General features: G+C 65.6%; 9 protein-coding genes and 1 pseudogene. 6 read left to right on the top strand and 4 right to left on the bottom strand.

What is annotated here, in order from left to right:
• Positions 1-12 precede the first annotated feature (12 nt).
• Together lepA and hemW are read left to right on the top strand one after the other, a co-directional pair.
• Positions 13-1,821 carry a translation elongation factor 4 gene (lepA, locus tag C1A13_RS01145; protein WP_101553155.1) on the top strand — a complete coding sequence of 603 codons (1,809 nt, stop codon included), beginning with the start codon at positions 13-15 and terminating at the stop codon, positions 1,819-1,821.
• 757 nt (positions 1,822-2,578) lie between these two features.
• Entirely contained in the window at positions 2,579-3,685 is a 1,107-nt protein-coding gene (hemW, locus tag C1A13_RS01140; RefSeq protein ID WP_101548364.1) for a radical SAM family heme chaperone HemW, read from the top strand.
• Here the strand turns inward: hemW and C1A13_RS01135 are convergent, their stop codons facing one another.
• A complete protein-coding gene (locus C1A13_RS01135; RefSeq protein WP_101548362.1) occupies positions 3,686-4,216 on the bottom strand; it encodes a Chromate resistance protein ChrB in 531 nt (176 codons plus the stop codon).
• Positions 4,217-4,431: 215 nt separating this feature from the next.
• Between C1A13_RS01135 and asnA the strand changes: the two genes are divergently transcribed.
• Together asnA and C1A13_RS01125 are read left to right on the top strand one after the other, a co-directional pair.
• The gene (gene asnA / locus C1A13_RS01130; RefSeq protein WP_101548361.1) at positions 4,432-5,445 is read left to right on the top strand and encodes an aspartate--ammonia ligase; all 1,014 of its coding nucleotides are present in this window, start codon (positions 4,432-4,434) and stop codon (positions 5,443-5,445) included.
• Between the two features lie 330 nt (positions 5,446-5,775).
• Positions 5,776-7,857: a glutamine synthetase III family protein gene (locus tag C1A13_RS01125; protein WP_101548359.1), complete on the top strand. Its 2,082-nt coding sequence runs from the start codon at positions 5,776-5,778 to the stop codon at positions 7,855-7,857.
• Between the two features lie 51 nt (positions 7,858-7,908).
• Here C1A13_RS01125 and nrdG read toward each other — a convergent pair whose 3' ends face one another.
• The 3 genes and pseudogenes from nrdG to C1A13_RS01115 form a co-directional block, all read right to left on the bottom strand.
• On the bottom strand, positions 7,909-8,421 hold the full coding sequence (gene nrdG / locus C1A13_RS01120; protein ID WP_101548357.1) for an anaerobic ribonucleoside-triphosphate reductase activating protein: 513 nt from the start codon (positions 8,419-8,421) through the stop codon (positions 7,909-7,911).
• Positions 8,421-8,549: pseudogene (gene nrdD / locus C1A13_RS14590) on the bottom strand (anaerobic ribonucleoside-triphosphate reductase); the annotation flags it as partial. The gene nrdG and the pseudogene nrdD, both read right to left, overlap by 1 nt.
• 80 nt (positions 8,550-8,629) lie before the next feature.
• On the bottom strand, positions 8,630-10,948 hold the full coding sequence (locus C1A13_RS01115; protein ID WP_101548355.1) for an anaerobic ribonucleoside triphosphate reductase: 2,319 nt from the start codon (positions 10,946-10,948) through the stop codon (positions 8,630-8,632).
• A 322-nt stretch (positions 10,949-11,270) separates the two neighbouring features.
• Here C1A13_RS01115 and C1A13_RS01110 point away from each other — a divergent pair, with 322 nt between their 5' ends.
• Positions 11,271-12,881 (top strand): peptide ABC transporter substrate-binding protein, encoded by a 1,611-nt coding sequence (locus C1A13_RS01110; RefSeq protein WP_101548353.1) that lies wholly within the window; start codon positions 11,271-11,273, stop codon positions 12,879-12,881.
• A gap of 304 nt (positions 12,882-13,185) precedes the next feature.
• Positions 13,186-14,721, top strand: coding sequence for a ribosomal protection-like ABC-F family protein (gene abc-f, locus C1A13_RS01105; RefSeq protein WP_101548351.1), 1,536 nt, complete (start codon positions 13,186-13,188; stop codon positions 14,719-14,721).
• Positions 14,722-15,584 lie beyond the last annotated feature (863 nt).

Raw genomic sequence — 15,584 nt, 5'->3', positions numbered from 1 at the left:
CGGCAGGGCAAAATGGATAAGGAACACATCCGTAATTTCTGCATCATCGCGCATATCGACCACGGCAAAAGCACGCTGGCCGACCGCATCCTCGAACTCACCGAGGCGGTGAGCCAGCGGGACATGGAGGACCAGATCCTCGACAATATGGAGCTCGAGCGGGAGCGCGGCATCACGATCAAGGCGCGCGCCGTCACCCTCACCTACCACGCGGACGATGGGCAGGACTACCAGTTCAACCTGATCGATACCCCCGGACACGTCGACTTCAACTACGAGGTCTCCCGGTCGCTCGCCGCCTGCGAGGGCGCGGTGCTCGTGGTGGACGCGTCGCAGGGCATCGAGGCCCAGACGCTCGCCAACACCTATCTGGCGATCGAGCACGACCTCGAGGTCACCCCCGTCATCAATAAGATCGACCTGCCCGCCGCCGAGCCCGACCGGGTCGCGCAGGAGGTCGAGGACATCATCGGCATCCCCTGCATGGACGCGCCGCGCATCTCCGCCAAAACGGGCGAAAACGTCCACGCGGTGCTTGAACGGGTCGTCGCGGACATCCCCGCCCCCGAGGGGGACGAAACCGCCCCGCTGCGCGCGCTCATCTTCGACAGCGTCTACGACAGCTACCGGGGCGTCATCGTCTACGTCCGCGTCATGGACGGCACCGTCCGGCCCGGCATGACCATCCGCATGATGTCCACCGGCGCGGAGTTCACCGTCGTCGAGTGCGGCGTGATGGGCGCGACCAGCCTCGTGCCGCAGGAGGAGCTTGCCGCGGGCGAGGTCGGCTACATCACCGCCTCGATCAAGACGGTGCGGGATACCGCCGTCGGCGACACCGTCACCGACGCCGAGAATCCCGCCGCCGAGCCCCTGCCCGGCTACCGCAAGGTGCTGCCGATGGTCTTTTCGGGCATCTACCCGCAGGACGGCGCCAAATACCCCGACCTGCGCGACGCGCTCGAAAAGCTCCAGCTCAACGACGCCTCCCTCTCCTTTGAGCCGGAATCCTCCGTCGCGCTCGGCTTCGGCTTCCGCTGCGGCTTTCTGGGACTCCTGCACATGGAGATCGTGCAGGAACGGCTCGAACGGGAGTTCAATCTTGACATCGTCACGACGCTGCCAAGCGTCGTCTACAGGCTCCAGATGCAGAGCGGTGAGGAGCTCACGATCGACAATCCCGCCAGCTATCCCGACCCGGCGCAGATCGTATCGGCGCAGGAGCCGTTCGTCAAGGCGAACATCTTTACGCCGCCCGCCTACATCGGCAACATCATGGAGCTCTGCCAGGACCGCCGCGGCGTCTATCTCGACACCAAATACCTCGACGCCGACCGGGTCGAGCTTCATTACGAGCTGCCCCTCAACGAGATCGTCTACGATTTCTTCGACGCGCTCAAATCCCGCACCCGCGGCTACGCCTCCTTCGACTATGAGATGTGCGGCTACCGCGACAGCAAGCTCGTCAAGCTCGACATCCTTTTAAACAGCGAGGTCGTCGACGCGCTCTCCTTCATCGCCCACGCCGACAAGGCCTATCCGCGCGCGCGGCGCATCTGCGAAAACCTGCGGGACAACATCCCCCGCCAGCTCTTTGAGGTGCCCATCCAGGCCGCCATCGGCGGCAAGGTCATCGCCCGCGAAACCGTCAAGGCGCTGCGCAAGGACGTGCTCGCCAAATGCTACGGCGGCGACATCACCCGCAAAAAGAAGCTGCTCGAAAAACAGAAGGAAGGCAAAAAGAAGATGCGCCAGCTCGGCTCCGTCTCGATTCCGCCCGAGGCGTTCACCGCCGTGCTCAAGCTCGACTCGAAGGACTGATTTGCCGCCCGAGGGGCGGCGGGACTTGCCAGCTCCCGCCGGCAGGGGGCTTCCTTGGGCTTGCCGCTCATGAGCGGTACAGTTGCCGGGTCCCGCCCCGGCGGGCGGCCCCATTTCTTGTACGGACAAGAAATGGGGAAAAGAAGCCGCAGGGGGCTGCGCCCCCTTGACCCCCAGGCCGCGACGGCCTGCGGCCATAAAGGTCGCGGCCCCGTGCCACGGATCGAAGGACCAGCCTACAGCAGTCCATCAGCCGCCGCGCCGCGGGCGCAACGCCTCTGCCGGCGAGCCTCAGGAGCCGTGCCGCGGGTGCGGCCGGGGAGGCCGATCGTAATGCTCCCAAAGTGCCGCAGTGTCTGCCAGGGGGGTGGGCGCACGCGCATTGTTGCAACGGCCCTCAGGAACCGTGCCGGACATGCGCACGGGGAGATACGGCCGTTGGGAGCGCCCGCAACCTGAATTGAGCCCTCAGCTGGTGTACCTGTGGGGAGTGACGGCAACCGGCGGGTACTGGCAAGGTACTCCCGGGGGATTCTCAAGGGGACTGGCGGAAGTCCCCTTGAGCGTCCTTCTTTGGGTACTTTCTTTGACGCAAAGAAAGTACCCCGCCCGCCGGGGCGGGACCCGGCAATCCCCTGCCGCCGAAGGCGGCTCCTCTCAGCCCTCCGAAGGAGGGCGATAAAACCTCCGCCGCTCCCCGAGCGGCAAATCCAAAAAAGCCCCCGCCGCCCGCAGGGCGGCAAAAAAGGAGATTCCCATGTGCGATGCCCTCTATATCCACATCCCCTTTTGCGAGCGCAAGTGCCCCTACTGCGACTTCTATTCGGTGGCGGCGGACGAGGCGCTGATGGACGCCTATACCGACGCGGCCATCCGCTCCATCGGGCGGGCGCCCTACGCGCTCGCGCCGCTCGATACCGTCTATTTCGGCGGCGGCACCCCTTCGATACTGGGGGGCCGCCGCCTTTCGCGCATCCTCGAGGCGGCGGATGCGCGCTTTGGGATCGCGTCGGGCGCGGAGATTACCGTCGAGTGCAACCCCCATTCGGCGCTTGGGCGGGAGCTTTCCATCCTGCGGGCGGCGGGCGTCAACCGCCTTTCGTTCGGGATGCAGAGCGCCGACGACGGCCAGCTCCGGCGGCTCGGGCGGCTGCATACCGCCGCCGACGTGGTTTCGGCGGTGGAGACGGCGCGGGGCTGCGGCTTCGCGCATTTTTCGCTCGACCTCATGCTCGCCACGCCCGGCCAGACCCCTGCGGACATCGACCGGGCGGTCGGCCTGTGCGGCAGGCTCGGCGCGGAACATGTGAGCGCCTACCTGCTCAAGATCGAGCCGGGCACCCCCTTTGACCGGCAGGGGGTCGCGGCGGCCTGCCCGGACGAGGAGGGACAGGCCGCGGCCTACCTGCACGCGGCCGGATCGCTGGAGGCGGGAGGCTGGAGGCAGTACGAGATCAGCAATTTCGCGCGGGAGGGCCGCGTCGCCCGCCACAACCTCAAATACTGGGACTGCCGGGAATACCTCGGCATGGGACCGTCGGCCCACTCGTTCGTAAATGGGCGGCGGTTCTATTTCCCGCGCGACCTGCGGGGATTCCTCGCGTCGGGCGGGGATTTCTCCCGGGCCGTCGACGACGGCCCGGGCGGGGACGCGGAGGAATACCTGATGCTCCGCCTGCGGCTTTCCGAGGGGGTGCGCTGGGACGCACTCGCGGCCCGCTATCCCGGCTTTGGCGCGAAAAATCTGCGCGAAAAAGCCCGCCGGATTCCCGGCGGGCTGATAACGCTTGATTCGGACGGCCTGCGCCTCACGGCGGAGGGCTTTCTCCTCTCCAACGCGGTGATCGGGGAGCTGCTCGGCTAATCAGACGTCCATCATCTTCCTGAGCTGCTTGCCCAGATCGGAGGCGATCCCCTTGACCCCGTCGATAATCTCGTTGATGCCCGTTTCGATCTCCTTGGCCTCGGAGGCCTTAAAGAAGTCGCGGGAACGGGTCTTGCGGTAACGCTTTACCATCTGGCGGATGCGCTCGGTCTCCTGCGCGGTCAGCGGCTGTTCGGGCCGTTTGAGCATGAGCAGCACGTTCGCGCAGTCGGAGAGCAGCTCGGTGTATTCGTCGTCCACCTGCTTTTTGAAGCGGGCGGTCATCTGCGCCTCGTCGTTCGGGTCGGTGAAACGGAGCTCGACGATCGACGCCTCCCCCCCGAGCTGGCGGATCTTCTGCGCCAAAGCGGAAAACTGCTGCATGCTCTGGGCCGTGTTGGGCAGCAGGGCGACCCCTTGCTTGAAGTATTCGGCGCCAATCTCCTTGAGCTTTCGCCAGACGTAGACCCGTGCCTTCGAGGGATTGATCGGCACGTTATAGCTCAGCGCCAGCCAGACGGTCCGCGGCATACGGCCCACCTCCCAACTCGTATCGACAAATTTCGCGTCCCACCACACACAACGGGGCGCGATCTGATTTTATTGTAACCGTTGTTTCCTTTTTCGTCAACACCCGGCCGCCCGGATGGTGGAATTTCTCTTGCATGGAAGGGCCGCGGATGGTAGAATAATGAAATGAATTGTATTCCGTCCGCGGGCGGATTTTGAAAGGATGGTCATCCCCCATGTCGGTGAGAAACCTCTCCCTGCCGGAGCACTATTTTTCCAAGCTGGACATTATGGAGACTGAGATCGCCATCAAGCTGGCGAAGGACACCTTTGAGCGGGAGCTCGCGCGCTGCCTCGAATTGACGCGTGTGTCCGCACCCCTCTTCGTACAGCCCGAGACCGGCCTCAACGACGACCTCAACGGCGTCGAACGGCCGGTGCAGTTCGATATCCTCGACCTCGGCTCCGACGTGCAGATCGTCCACTCGCTGGCGAAATGGAAGCGTCTCGCGCTCGCGCGCTACGGCTTCGCGCCCGGCACCGGGCTTTACACCGATATGAACGCCATCCGCCGCGACGAGGTGCTCGACAATCTCCACTCGGTCTACGTCGACCAGTGGGACTGGGAGAAGGTCATCACCCGCGAACAGCGGTGTGCCGAAACGCTGAAGGATACCGTGCGCCAGATCATGAAGGCGCTCTGCAAGACGCAGGAGACCCTTGCCAACCAGTTCTCCTGCCTCGAACGCTACCTGCCGGAACAGATCTCCTTCGTTACGAGCCAGCAGCTCGAGGACGAATACCCCACCCTCTCTCCCAAGGAGCGGGAGGACGCGGCCGCCAAAAAATACGGCGCGGTCTTCATCATGCAGATCGGCGGCGCGCTCAAGTCCGGCAAGCCCCACGACGGCCGTGCGCCCGACTACGACGACTGGTCCTTAAACGGCGACATCATCATCTGGTACCCGGTGCTCGGGCGGGCGCTCGAGCTCTCCTCGATGGGCATCCGCGTCGACGCCGACGCGCTGCGCCGCCAGCTTGAAATCTCCGGTCACACCGAGCGTGCGTCGATGCCCTTCCACAAGATGCTGCTCGAGGGCCGCCTCCCGCTCACGATGGGCGGCGGCGTGGGCCAGAGCCGCATCTGCATGGCGATGCTCCAGAAGGCCCACATCGGCGAGGTGCAGGCGTCCGTCTGGCCCGAGGATATGCGCGACGCCTGCGAGGCGTCGGGCATCCACCTGCTGTAACCAGGGGGGGAACTTTTGCCAAAGGGAACTTTCGAGAAAGTTCCCTTTGGAAACCCTTAAAGCTTTTGATTCAGGCCCGCCGCGGCACGTCGCCGCACGCGCGCCCCGTGAGACAAACGTTTTTTCCGGTCTTGGAAAGGCCTCAACGAATAACAAAAATTTTCGCCCGCCTTTTTTAAAAGGCGGCGGGGCCGCGGGGCGGAGCCCCGCGTCGCGCCCGCAGGCGCGAAACGCTTGATCCTTTAAGCGTATTTTCTTTGCTGCTTTCTTTTACAAGAGAAAAGAAAGCAGGCCCGCCGAATCGCGGGAAACGGAGAGGGAGGGAAACACATGGATCTGACAAAGCTGTTCGGCTGCCGGGTGTTCGGCGACGCCGCGATGCGCGAGCATCTCTCGCGCGAGGTCTACGAAAGCCTGCGGCGCACCCGCGAGGCGGGGCTGCCGCTCGACCCGTCGATCGCGCAGGCGGTCGCGGAGGGGATGAAGGACTGGGCGATCGCGCAGGGCGCCACCCACTACACCCACTGGTTCCAGCCGCTGACCAACATCACCGCCGGCAAGCACGACGCCTTCATCGAACCGGACGGCGAGGGCGGCATGATGCTCGAATTTTCCTCCAAGGCGCTCATCAAGGGGGAGCCGGACGCGTCGAGCTTCCCGTCGGGCGGGCTGCGCGCCACCTTTGAGGCGCGCGGATACACCACCTGGGACCCCACCTCCCCCGCCTTCGTCAAGGACGGCACCCTCTATATCCCGACCGCCTTCTGCTCCTACGGCGGCGAGGCGCTTGACCAGAAGACCCCCCTCCTGCGTTCGATGCAGGCGGTCGGTAGCGAAGGGGTCCGCCTGCTGCACCTGCTCGGCGAGGAATCCGTCAGCTATGTCATCCCGACGGTCGGCGCGGAGCAGGAGTATTTCCTCATCGACCGCGCGCTCTACGAGCAGCGCCTCGACCTGAAGATCTGCGGCCGCACCCTCATCGGCGCGAAGCCCCCCAAGGGGCAGGAGCTCGACGACCACTACTGCGGGCGCATCCGTCTGCGGGTGTCCGACTTCATGCACGCGCTCGACGAGGAGCTCTGGTCGCTGGGGGTGCCCGCCAAGACCAAGCACAACGAGGCAGCCCCCGCCCAGCACGAGCTGGCCCCCGTCTACGACCAGGCGAACATCGCCTGCGACCACAACCAGCTCACGATGGAGATGATGCGGGTCGTCGCCAAAAAGAAAAACCTCGCCTGCCTGCTGCATGAAAAGCCCTTCGCGGGCATCAACGGCAGCGGCAAGCACAACAACTACTCCCTCGTCACCGACGCCGGCAAAAACCTCCTCTCCCCCTCGGGGGACCCGGTGCGGAACCGGCGCTTCCTGCTGCTGGCGGCGGCCTTTGTCCAGGTGGTGGACGAGTACGGCGACCTGCTGCGCGCGTCGGCCGCCTGCGCGGGCAACGACCAGCGCCTCGGCGGCTGCGAGGCTCCGCCGCCGGTGATCTCCGTCTTCCTCGGGGAGGCGCTCACCCGCACCCTCTTCTCCTTCGCCGACGGCGGCGGCTGCCCCGAGGAGCACCGCCAGCTGCTCAAGACCGGCGTGGACGCGCTGCCCGAGCTCGTCAAGGACGACTCCGACCGCAACCGCACCTCCCCCTTCGCCTTCACCGGCAACAAGTTCGAGTTCCGCATGCCGGGCGCGTCCCAGTCGATCGCGCTGACCAACGTCGTGCTCAACACCGCGCTCGCCGACGTCTTTTCCGGCTTCTCCGACCGGCTGGAGCGCGCCGCCGACCGCGACGCGGAAATCTGCGCCCTCATCTCCGAGGTCATGCAAAAGCACGGCCGCATCATCTATAACGGCAACAACTATTCCGAGGCGTGGGTTCAGGAGGCCCGGCGGCGGGGCCTGCCCATCATCCCCTCGACCGTCGAGGCGTTCGACTGCCTCGTCGCGCCCAAAAATATCGCCCTTTTCGCGCGGCACGGCGTCTTTACCGAGGCCGAGTGCATCTCCCGGCATGAGATCCTGCTGGAAAACTACGTCAAGGTCGTCGGCATCGAGGCCGCCACCCTCATCGAGATGGTGCGGCGGCAGGTCTATCCCGCCGTCGTGCGTTACACCGGCGAGATCGCCGAGACGGTCAACCGGATGCGCACCGCGGGCGCGGCGGCCGTCTCCACCGTGCGGCTGCTCGACACCCTCACCGCGCTCGTCGACCAGATCGACAGCGAGCTCGGCGCCCTGCGGGACGCCTATGCGCGCAGCCAGTCGATCGAGGACGTGCACGCCCACGCCGAATTTATGCGCAGCGACATCCGCCTGTGCATGGAGAGCCTGCGGGCCGCCTGCGACGCCGCCGAGACGATCATGGACGGAACCTGCTGGCCGATGCCGACCTACACCGACCTGTTGCTGCGCGTATAAAACTACATAAAACGAGGGCGGAGCCTTTGGCTCCGCCCTCGTTTTTCCGTTTTATTGTGCGAGCCCGGCGGCGGCAAGCGCCTCCGGGACTTTAATCAGCCGCTGGTTGCGGCTGCCCCGGTACTCCAGCGTCAAATCGCGCTCCGCCTCGAGATACGGTCCGTCGACCAGCAGGTCGGCCAGCCGCAGCAGGCGCAGAACGGCGGGATTTCGTTCGCCCATGTGCAATAACTGTTCAAATGTATACCCGGAGTAAATCACAATGTTCTTGCCGAGCGCGCGGATGCGTTCCCCGAGCGCGGCGAGCGCCTCCGGCTGGCAGAAGGGTTCCCCGCCCGAAAAGGTCACGCCGCTCATCAGCGGGTCGGCCTTCACCTGCCGCACAATCTCGTCGGGGTCCGCGGGGTAACCGCCGGCAAAGTCGTGGGTCTGGGGGTTGTGGCAGCCGGGGCAGCGGTGCGGGCACCCCTGCACAAAGACGACGTACCGCATCCCCGGGCCGTCGACGATCGAGTCGGAGACGCACCCCGCGACGCGCAGCGGCGGAATCTCTTCCGCCGGCATCAGAGCTTTACTTCACGGCTGACGGTGTGCTTGACCCGCTCGCCCACCTCGGCGCGCTTTGCGTCGTTGAACCGGTCGAGGGTTCCCACCAGATAGCCGGTGATGCGGCGGATGCGTTCGAACCCGACGCCCTTGCCGACCATTTCCACGCCGTCCTGATTGATCTGTACCATAAAAAATGCCTCCTCATTTAATCGTTCTAAATTGTTCAGAAGGAAAGCGGATTCGCGCTGCGCTCGCTCTCCTCAAAGGGGTCCCCGCAGTAGCCGCAGTTGGCGGCGCTCTCCTGCCAGCAGCCGAGCTCCCGCAGCTTCTGGACGCTCACGGCCTCCCCCTCGCGCCTGCCGCAGCGGGGGCAGACCTCGTCGATGATGCCGGTGTAGCCGCAGACGGGGTCGCGGTCGACCGGGTGGTTGATCGAGCCGTAGCCGATGCCGCACTCCTTCATGTAGCGCACCACCTGCTCAAACGCGTCGAGGTTTTTCAGCGGGTCGCCGTCCAGCTCGATGTAGGAGATGTGCCCCGCGTTGGTCAGCGCGTGGTAGGGCGCCTCGAGGCGGATCTTCTCGCTGGCGGAGATGTTGTAGTAGACGGGGATGTGGAAGGAGTTGGTGTAGAACTCGTGGTCGGTGATCCCTTCGAGCTCCCCGAACTGCTTGCGGTCCATCCGCACGAACCGCCCCGAAAGCCCCTCGGCCGGGGTGGCGAGCAGGGTGTAGTTGAAGCCGGTGGCGCGGGTCGCGTCGTCCATGCGGCGGCGCATGTGCCCGATGATCTCCAGCCCGAGGTTCTGCGCGTACTCGCTCTCCCCGTGGTGCTGGCCGATCAGCGCCTTGAGCGTCTCCGCCAGCCCGATGAAGCCCATCGACAGGGTGCCGTGTTTGAGCACCTCGCGCACCTCGTCGTCGGGACCGAGCTTGTCCGAATCGATCCACACCCCCTGCCCCATCAGGAAGGGGTAGTTGCGGACCTTCTTTTTCGCTTGGATTTCAAACCGCTCCATGAGCTGGTCGATCACGAGGTCGATCTTGCGGTCGAGCTCCTCAAAGAACCAGTCGACGTCCCCCTTCGCGCGGATGGCGATGCGCGGCAGGTTCACCGAGGTGAAGCTCAGGTTGCCGCGGCCGTTGACGATCTCGCGGGTGGGGTCGTAGTGGTTGCCGATCACGCGGGTGCGGCAGCCCATGTAGGCGATCTCCGTCTCGGGGTGGCCGGGCTTGTAGTACTGGAGGTTGTAGGGCGCGTCGATGAAGGAAAAGTTGGGGAAGAGCCGCTTGGCCGACACGCGGCAGGCGAGCTTGAAGAGGTCGTAGTTGGGTTCGCCGTCGTTAAAGTTGATCCCCTCCTTCACCTTGAAGATGTGAATGGGGAAGATGGGGGTCTCGCCGTTGCCGAGCCCCGCCTCGGTGGCGCGCAGCACGCATTCGACCACAAGGCGGCCCTCCGGCGAGGTGTCGGTGCCGTAGTTGATCGACGAGAAGGGGATCTGCGCGCCCGCGCGGGAATGCATCGTGTTGAGGTTGTGGACGAACGCCTCCATCGCCTGGTAGGTGGCGCGGCGGGTCTCCTTGACCGCCTCCCGGCGGGCGAACTGCTGGAGCTTTTCCGTCGTCTCCCCGTCGGTGTATTCGTGCAGCAGCTCGGCCTCCTGGTCTCGGTAGCCGTTGTCGTCCGCAAAGACGGGGCCGATTCCCCGCGCGTCGGAAATCCCGTCGCGGATCGCCTTGGCGATCCCCTCCGCGTCGTCGATGCCGCAGAAGAGCTCGAGCCCCTTGGCGAGGTTGCGGGTGTAGAGCTTGCGGTAGGTCTTCGCCACACCCTTGGCCATTCCGTAGTCGAAGTTGGGGATGCTCTGTCCGCCGTGCTGGTCGTTCTGGTTGGACTGGATGGCGATGCAGGCGAGGGCCGCGTAGCTCGAGATGTCGTTGGGCTCCCGCAGAAAGCCGTGCCCGGTGCAGAAGCCGCCGGTGAAGAGCTTGTCGATGTCGATCTGGCAGCAGGTGGTCGTCAGCGTCAGGAAATCGAGGTCGTGGATGTGGATGTCCCCCGCCAGGTGCGCCTTCGAGTGCTCGGGCCGCAGCACGAACATGTGGTAGAACTGCTTGGCCCCCTCGGAGCCGTATTTGAGCATCGTGCCCATCGCGGTGTCGCCGTCGATGTTGGCGTTCTCCCGCTTGATGTCGTTCTCGTCCGCCGACTTGTAGGTGAGCTCCTCATAGGTCTTCATGAGGCGGGTGTTCATATCGCGCACGCGGGTGCGCTGCGCGCGGTAGAGGATGAACTCCTTGGCGGTGCGGGCGTGGCCGTTGTCCACGAGCGTGCGCTCCACCGCGTCCTGGATCTCCTCGACCGTGGGGCTCTGGTTCCCGGCCTCCTCGAGGGAGGCGGCCACCTGCTCCGCCAGCGCGCGGGCCATCTCGTAATCGCTGCCGCCCAGCGCCTGCGCCGCCTTGAAGATCGCGGCCGCGATCTTGTCGAGGTCGAACAGGACGCACCGGCCGTCGCGCTTTACAATCGTCTGTATCATTCGGGTACCCTCCGTTATCTTGTTGTCCCCATATTTTGTGGTATTTTTCTTTATTTTCCACAAGATATAGTTCCATTTCATCACGCAGTTTCTATTTTAATGGAAAACAGGTTCCCTGTCAATGGTGAAAAACACATTTTTTAGTAGCGGTTTTTTCGTTTGGCACAAGATGTTGTGTTTTTGGCGAATTCTGGGGATTCAGGCCGAACCCCCGCGGCGCAGCAAATCCCGGGCTTTTCCGCACCTTTTGGGTGCGCGCGGGTTTGCAAACCGGCGCGAATTCTGATAGAATTTGACTAAGATTTCAACGGAAGGTGCCGCCATGAGAAAACTGCGCGCAGCCGCTTTGATATTGTTCCTGCTGCTCCTGCTGGGCGGATGCGGGAGCTCCGCCGGCGAGATCATCCGCTACGACGTCCCCACGGGCGTTTCCCTGCTCGACCCCCAGTTCGCGACCGACACGACCGCCCGCATGATCATCTCCAACACCTTTGAGGGGCTCTACCGCCAGCTTCCCGACGGCGAGGTGGTCCCCCGCCTCGCCGAAAGCAGTGAGGTCTCGGGCGACGGGCTTGTCTGGACCTTCCACCTGCGCCGGGATGCCGTGTGGAACGCCTCCGGCAGCCGTTCCGCCTTCCACGAGGCCCCCGTGACCGCACACGACTTCGCCTTCGCGCTCTCCCGCATGTTCGACCCGGCGGCGTTCAGCCCCTTCGCGGGGGAGTTCTCCTCGGTCAAAAACGCCTCGCTTATCCTGAGCGGCGCGGCGCCCCAGTCCTCGCTCGGCGTGCGCGCACTCGACGACTACACGCTGGAGGTCACCCTCGTCCGGCAGGACAGCCGCCTGCCCGAGCTGCTCTCCGCGAGCTACGCGATGCCCTGCAGCCGGGAATTCTTCGAGTCGACGCGCGCCCGCTACGGCTTCGACATCGGAAGCCTGCTCTGCAATGGCCCCTTCTATCTCTACAACTGGAACAACGACCGGGTGATCTCCCTGCGCCGCAACAGGCATTACCTCGACGACCAGCCGGTCGTCGCGCGCGGGGTGGACCTCTATACGCCCGGCGCGGCGGACGGCGCGGAACCCGCCGCCCGTTTCCTCGCGGGCGAAACGGACGCCTGCAAGGTCTCCTTCTCCGACCTTCCCGCCGTGGAGGACACGGGCGGGCAGGTCACCTCCTTTGAGGACACCGTGTGGGTGCTCCTGCTCAACGGACACAAGGAGCCCCTCGCGAACACGAACATCCGCCAGGCGGTCGCCTACAGCGTCAACCGTTCCCTCTTTGAGGGCCGGCTTCCCGGCAACCTGCGCGCTGCCGATACGCTGGTGCCGCCCGCCATCCTCTGGCAGGGGGAGACCTTCCGGGCGCGGGCCGGGGAAAAGGGGCCGCTCGTCTCGAGCCCCGACCTCGCCAAGCGATGCTATGTGGCGGGGCTCGAGGACCTCGGTCTCTCCGCCCTGCCGCTGGGGGAGCTGCTCGTCTGCGAGGGCAACAACCAGCGGGCGCTGGCCGGATACGTCCAGCAGGGGCTCCAGCGCTCCCTCGGACTCTTCGCCGGGCTTAACGTCCTGCCGCAGGAGGAGGCCCTCGAACGGGTGCGGGAGGGCGATTTCGACGCGGCCATCGTGCCCCTCTCGGCCGCCTATTCCTCCCCCGACGCGCTGCTCTCCCTCTTCCGGTCCGGCTCGGGGCAGAACTGGGCGGGCTATTCCAACGCCGATTTCGACGCACTGCTCGATTCGGCCTCCACCCTCAGCGGCGTTGAGCTGTTCGACGCCTACCGTCAGGCGGAGACCCTCCTGCTCGAGGACGGCGCGGTCATCCCCCTCTACTTCGAAACGAGCTACTACGCCTCGGGCAAGGGCGTCACCGGCATCGGGTTTTCGCCCTTTTTGACGGGCGTCTCCTTCCAGTCGTCCGACAGGGAATAGCCCCCGCTTGACAAGAACCCGGCCCTGTGATAGAATACAGCCAAATCTAAGAAAGCACGAGGTTTCTGCGGAAGATGCGTAAATAACAGCCGATGAATCAAGAACACACCACGGCGGCCGCTGCGGCCGTCTTATGTTGTTCTGTCCGGCTGGCATCCGCCGCAGAAATGTTGATTTCCCGCAACGGAAATGCGCCTCCCCGCCCCTGGGCGGCAGCGCCGCGCGCCCGTGCGCTTTTTTGCATGGCCGCGCGCTTTCTGCGAATCGGAATCCCTCCCGGACAGGACGTCCGGGAGGGATTTTTATGTATCTGTTACAGGCGCGGGACCTCAAAAAAAGCTTTGGGGTCCGCACGCTCTTTTCCGTGGATAAGCTCGAGGTCCACGACGGCGACCGCATCGGGCTGGTCGGCGCGAACGGCGCGGGCAAATCGACGCTCTTAAACATCCTCTTTGGCGGAGAGCCCGCCGACGAGGGAACCATTGACCGGCGCTGCCCCATTGCGCTCGTCCGCCAGTCGGGCGAGGCGGAGGGCGAGGGCGACGGGCGGACGCTCCGGGAGTGGGCGGTGGCGGACGGCGCCCGCAAGAGCGGCGGGGAGCGCACCCGCGCCGCTCTTGCGGCGGCCTTTTCACGCGGGGACCCGCTGCTCTTCGCCGACGAGCCGACCACCAACCTCGACCTCGACGGCATCGAGACGCTACAAAAGCAGCTCCGCGGGTACCGCGGCGCGGTGGTGCTCGTCTCCCACGACCGCGCGCTGCTCGACCGGGTGTGCACCGCAATCTGGGCGATCGAGGAGGGGACGGTGCGGGTCTTCCCAGGCGGCTATTCCGCGTGGATCGCCGAGCGCGACCGGGAACACGCCTTCCGGCAGTTCGAGTATGACCAGTACCGCGCGGAAAAGGCCCGCCTGCTCGCGGAGGCGCGCGACCTGCGGGAAGCGGCGCGCGGGATGCGGAAAATGCCCCGGCGCATGGGACTCAGCGAGGCGCGGCTCCACAAGGGCACCGCCTCGATCCCCCAGGGCACGGTGGAGGCGCGGGCCAAGGCGCTCTCCCGCCGCGCGGAACGCCTGGAGGCGCGGGAACGCCCCGGAGACCTGCCCGAGGTGCGCATGGCGCTCGGCGCCGCGCACCCCGTCACCGCCAAAACCGCCGCGCGCGTCGAGGGACTGACCGTCCGTTACGGACCGCGCACCGTCCTGAAGGACGCCTCCTTCTCCCTGCCCACCGGCAGCCGCACCGTCATGCTCGGTCCCAACGGCGCGGGCAAGACCACCCTTCTGGAGCACCTGATGCGCGATGGCGAATGTGCCCGGTTCGCCGAGGGGGTGAAGCCGGGGTATTTCTCCCAGAATCACGAGGTGCTCGACCCCCAAAAGACGGTGCTCGAAAACGCGCGGGCCGATTCCCCGCTCGAGGAGCACGAGGTGCGCACCATCCTCGCCAATCTCGGTATCGCCGGGGACGACGTGCACAAAATCGCGGGGACCCTCTCGGGCGGCGAACGCGCCAAGGCGGTCTTCGCGCGGCTGCTCGCCTCCGACTGCAACCTGCTCGTCCTAGACGAGCCGACCAACCACATCGACCTCTACACCGCCGAGGCGCTTGAGAGCCTCCTGCGAAAATGGCAGGGCACCCTGCTCGTCGTGACCCACGACCGCCGCCTTGCCGAGCAGGTCGCGGAGCGGCTGCTCTTCGTCGAACAGGGCGGCGTCTCCGCCTTTGAGGGCGGCTGGCAGGCCTGGCGGGAGGAGCAGGCACGCCGGGCCGCTCCACGCGACGCTGGGCTCGACGAGCTCATCGAGCGGATGCGCCGCGCGGCGGAGTTCTCTTAATTTTTCCGCTCGTGGGCGGAGGAGGTTGCCGCGCTGCGCCCGGCAGAATCCTCTTGAGTTTGCCGCGCTGCGCCCGGCAGGGCGTCGACGGGAATTGCCGCCCGTGGGCGGTAAGAATCACGAGCGCGTTCCGCCGCGCGCCACGGGTTCCTTTTCGGACGGACGAAAAGGAACCAAAAGTCCGCCTAAGAACCCTCCACCTTGGGCGGCCTGCCCGGGCTGCGCCCGGAGCGCGCTACGCGCGACGGCCGCTCGCGGGCGCTCCGCCCCGCGACCCCGGCTTGAGTCCGCTACGCGGACCCGGCCCTGCGGGCCGGAACTTTAAGCGGTATCCCCCGGGAGTACCTTGCCAGTATCCGCAGGTTACCGCCGCTCCCCACGGGTACACCAGCTGAAGGCTCAATTCAGGTTACGGGTGCGCCCAACGACCGAAGCCGGATGGCTCGCCGGGGACATACGGCGGAAAACAACGCCCGTTCCGGGCGTTCGCGCGCCCTGCGCGCGTGCGCGGCGAAGCCGCGCAGTTTTCCGCTTCCCCGTGGGAGATGCGCGCCACGCAAATGCGGCCGTGTCTCCCCGGAAGCACTCCCGGTACGGTTCCGGAGACTCCCGGGCAGAGGCATTGCGCCTGCGGCGCGGAGGCGGGCGGGATGCTGTAAGCCCGTCCGCTGATCCGTGGACGGGGCGCCGCCGACTTTGGCTGAAGGCCAACCGGAGGCGGCGCGGGGGTCAAGGGGGCGCAGCCCCCTGCGGTTTCTTTCCCCTATTTCTTGGGCGGCCAAGAAATAGGGCCGCCTGCCGGGGCGGGACCCGGCAAGCTACACCGCTCACTGAGCGGAAAATCTAAGCACGCTGTCGGTCGA

It is taken from the genome of Anaerotruncus massiliensis (ex Togo et al. 2026), from assembly GCF_900199635.1.
In the GTDB taxonomy this organism is placed as follows: domain Bacteria; phylum Bacillota; class Clostridia; order Oscillospirales; family Ruminococcaceae; genus Anaerotruncus; species Anaerotruncus massiliensis.
The sequence above is the reverse complement of the archived record's forward strand: the minus strand, read 5'-3'. Positions and strand labels throughout refer to the sequence as shown.

Coding starts and splice junctions, on each gene's coding strand:
- C1A13_RS01135 (WP_101548362.1), bottom strand. CDS start 4,216: ATGCCGCGGACCGTCTGGCTGGCGCTGAGCTATAACGTGCCGATCAAT.
- abc-f (WP_101548351.1), top strand. CDS start 13,186: ATGTATCTGTTACAGGCGCGGGACCTCAAAAAAAGCTTTGGGGTCCGC.
- lepA (WP_101553155.1), top strand. CDS start 13: ATGGATAAGGAACACATCCGTAATTTCTGCATCATCGCGCATATCGAC.
- hemW (WP_101548364.1), top strand. CDS start 2,579: ATGTGCGATGCCCTCTATATCCACATCCCCTTTTGCGAGCGCAAGTGC.
- C1A13_RS01125 (WP_101548359.1), top strand. CDS start 5,776: ATGGATCTGACAAAGCTGTTCGGCTGCCGGGTGTTCGGCGACGCCGCG.
- C1A13_RS01115 (WP_101548355.1), bottom strand. CDS start 10,948: ATGATACAGACGATTGTAAAGCGCGACGGCCGGTGCGTCCTGTTCGAC.
- C1A13_RS01110 (WP_101548353.1), top strand. CDS start 11,271: ATGAGAAAACTGCGCGCAGCCGCTTTGATATTGTTCCTGCTGCTCCTG.
- nrdG (WP_101548357.1), bottom strand. CDS start 8,421: ATGCCGGCGGAAGAGATTCCGCCGCTGCGCGTCGCGGGGTGCGTCTCC.
- asnA (WP_101548361.1), top strand. CDS start 4,432: ATGTCGGTGAGAAACCTCTCCCTGCCGGAGCACTATTTTTCCAAGCTG.